Here is a 3106-nt window from a genome sequence, read left to right on the forward strand (position 1 = left end):
AAAGCGGTTCCACTTTTGCGGATCATGCGACGGGTCAACAGCTTGAGCATGATCTTGTCGCAAAAGCGGTTCCACTTTTGCGGATCATGCTCTGGGCGTTGCGTGGCCGCCCCGGCTGGTGTTTAAGGCGCGCCAACCGTTACACAGCTTTGGCCAGACTCATGCTTGAGAAGACCTTCACGCCCGCCGATATGGAAGCTCGGCTCTATGCCCAATGGGAGGAGCGCGGCTTCTTCAAGCCCGGCCACAAGCCCAGGGCGGAGCCTTTCACCATCGTGATCCCGCCGCCCAATGTGACGGGCTCGCTGCACATGGGCCACGCGCTCAACAACACCATCCAGGACATTCTCGTCCGCTTTGAGCGCATGCGCGGCAGGGACGTGCTGTGGCAACCCGGTACTGACCATGCCGGCATCGCCACCCAGATGGTGGTGGAGCGCCTGCTGCAGAAGGAGAACCAGACCGACCGCCGTTCGATGGGCCGCGAGGCCTTCCTCAAGCGCGTTTGGGCCTGGAAGGAGGAATCGGGCGGCGCCATTTCGCGCCAGCTGCGGAGGCTCGGCGCCTCCTGCGACTGGTCGCGCGAGCGCTTCACCATGGACGAGGGGTTGTCCAGGGCGGTGCTCAAGGTTTTCGTGCAGCTCCACAAGGAAGGCCTCATCTACAAGGACAAGCGGCTGGTCAACTGGGACCCGAAGCTCTTGACCGCGATTTCGGACCTCGAAGTGGTGCAGAAGGAGGTGAAGGGCAATCTCTGGTATCTGCGCTATCCGATCGAGGGCACGGATCAGTTCATTGTGGTGGCCACCACGCGGCCCGAAACCATGCTGGGCGACTCGGGCGTTGCGGTTCACCCCGGAAACGATAAGCTGAAGCATCTCATCGGCAGGCAAGTGAGGCTGCCGCTGGTCGGCCGCCTCATCCCCATCGTCGGCGATGATTATGCCGACCCCGAGAAGGGCACGGGTGCGGTGAAGATCACTCCGGCGCACGACTTCAACGACTTCGACGTGGGCAAGCGCAACGGCCTGCGCCAGATCAACGTGCTTGACCAGTTCGGCAAGATCCTGATCGAAGGCAATGCCGATTTCCTGGAAGGTGCCGCCGATGTTCCGGCCGGGACCATGGCGCTGCATGGGCTCGACCGCTTCGAGGCGCGAAAGCGCATCGTTGAGATGTTCGAGGCGCAGGGGCTTCTTGACAAGATCGAGCCGCACACCCACCAGGCGCCGCATGGCGACCGCTCCGACGTGGTGATCGAGCCGTGGCTGACCGAGCAGTGGTATGTGAATGCCGCCGAACTCGCCAGGCCCGCCATCGCCGCGGTGGAAAAGGGCGAGACCGGCTTTGTGCCGAAGAACTGGGAGAAGACCTATTTCGAATGGATGCGCAACATCCAGCCCTGGTGCATCTCGCGCCAGCTGTGGTGGGGCCATCAGATTCCGGCGTGGTATGGGCCGGACGGCACGGTCTTCGTCGAGGAGACGGAGGCGCTGGCGCTCGCCGCGGCGGAACGCCACTTCGGCGCCCGCGTGACGCTGACGCGCGACGAGGACGTGCTCGACACGTGGTTCTCCTCCGCCCTCTGGCCGTTCTCGACTCTCGGCTGGCCGGAGGAGACGCAGGAGCTGAAGCGCCATTACAAAACGGATGTTCTCGTCACCGGCTTCGACATCATCTTTTTCTGGGTCGCCCGCATGATGATGATGGGGCTGCACTTCATGCATGAGGCGCCGTTCCACACCGTCTATATTCATGCCCTGGTCCGCGACGAGAAGGGCCAGAAGATGTCGAAGTCCAAGGGCAATGTCATTGATCCGCTGGAGCTGATCGACGCCTATGGCGCTGATGCGCTGCGCTTCACGCTGGCCGCCATGGCCGCCCAGGGCCGCGACATCAAGCTGGCCAAGGCGCGCGTCGAGGGCTACCGCAACTTCGGCACCAAGCTGTGGAACGCCGCGCGCTTCGCCGAGATGAATGGCGTGGCGCATGACCCGAACTATGATCCGCTCGCCGCGCGCGTCACCGTCAACCGCTGGATTTCCGGCGAGACGGCGCGCACCGAGGCGAAGGTTCGCCAGGCGCTGGAGGAATACAGGTTCAACGAGGCGGCAGGGGCGATCTATCAATTCGTGTGGAACGTGTTCTGTGACTGGTATCTCGAACTCATCAAGCCGATCCTCACCGGCACGGACGAGGCGGCCAAAGCCGAGACGCGCGCCACCACCGCCTGGGTGATGGACCAGATCCTGCTGCTGCTGCACCCCTTCATGCCCTTCGTGACGGAAGAGCTGTGGCAGCAGACGGGCAGGCGCAGCCAGTGGCTGATCGCCTCTGACTGGCCCAGCTACAAGGGCCTCGGCGATGCGGCGGCGGACGCCGAAATGGAGTGGACGATCCGCTTCATCTCCGAAGTGCGCTCGGTGAGGGCCGAGATGAACGTGCCCGCCGGGGCCAAGATCGGCTGCGTGCTGGTGAGCGCCAGCAGCGGGACGCGCCGGCGGGCGGATGCCTGGGAGAACGAGATCATGCGGCTCGCACGGCTCTCCTCCATCGTCTTCGAGGAGCAGGCGCCCAAGGCCTCCGCCCAGATCGTGCTGGACGAGGCGATCGTCGCGCTGCCGCTCGAGGGTGTGATCGACTTTGCCGCCGAGAAGACGCGGCTTTCGAAGGAATTGGAGAATATCGCCAGGGACATCGCCGCCATCGACGGTCGCCTCAACAACTCCGGTTTCCTCGCCAAGGCCCCGCCCGAGGTGCTGGAGGAAAGCCGCGAGCGCAAGGCGGAACTCACGGCGCGCAAGGCCAGGGTGGAGGAGGCGCTGGCCCGGCTGGGGTAATCCCGCTTGACCGGACCCTCTCCCCCACCGGGGGAGAGGAATAATACAGAGGGCGGTTTCAGGCCATATGCGACAGCCGTCTCCGAAAAGGGAGGACATCATTCCGATTTCAACTGACCGCCCGGCGCTCTAGTACTACAGTTGCGTCTGCGATAGATTTGTGATTCCTGCCGCTTTTGGCGGGAGGACGACAATGGTCGCGGAGTGGTCGGGCGCGTTGCTGGAGTGGGAGGCGGAGCTTGCCTCGCTCAAGGCGAGAAGTGGCG

The 3106-nt window shown here is 63.8% G+C and carries 1 protein-coding gene; it reads left to right on the forward strand.

What is annotated here, in order from left to right:
* Nucleotides 1-161 precede the first annotated feature (161 nt).
* The gene (locus tag IOC69_RS07900) at nt 162-2840 is read left to right on the forward strand and encodes a valine--tRNA ligase (RefSeq protein ID WP_290543000.1); all 2679 of its coding nucleotides are present in this window, start codon (nt 162-164) and stop codon (nt 2838-2840) included.
* The last annotated feature ends 266 nt before the right edge of the window (nt 2841-3106 follow it).

Origin of the sequence: Aestuariivirga sp. (assembly GCF_020252405.1) — a bacterium.
Classification (GTDB): domain Bacteria; phylum Pseudomonadota; class Alphaproteobacteria; order Rhizobiales; family Aestuariivirgaceae; genus Aestuariivirga.

Excerpts from the sequence above, each read along its gene's own strand:
- IOC69_RS07900 (WP_290543000.1), top strand. The coding sequence starts at position 162 with ATGCTTGAGAAGACCTTCACGCCCGCCGATATGGAAGCTCGGCTCTAT.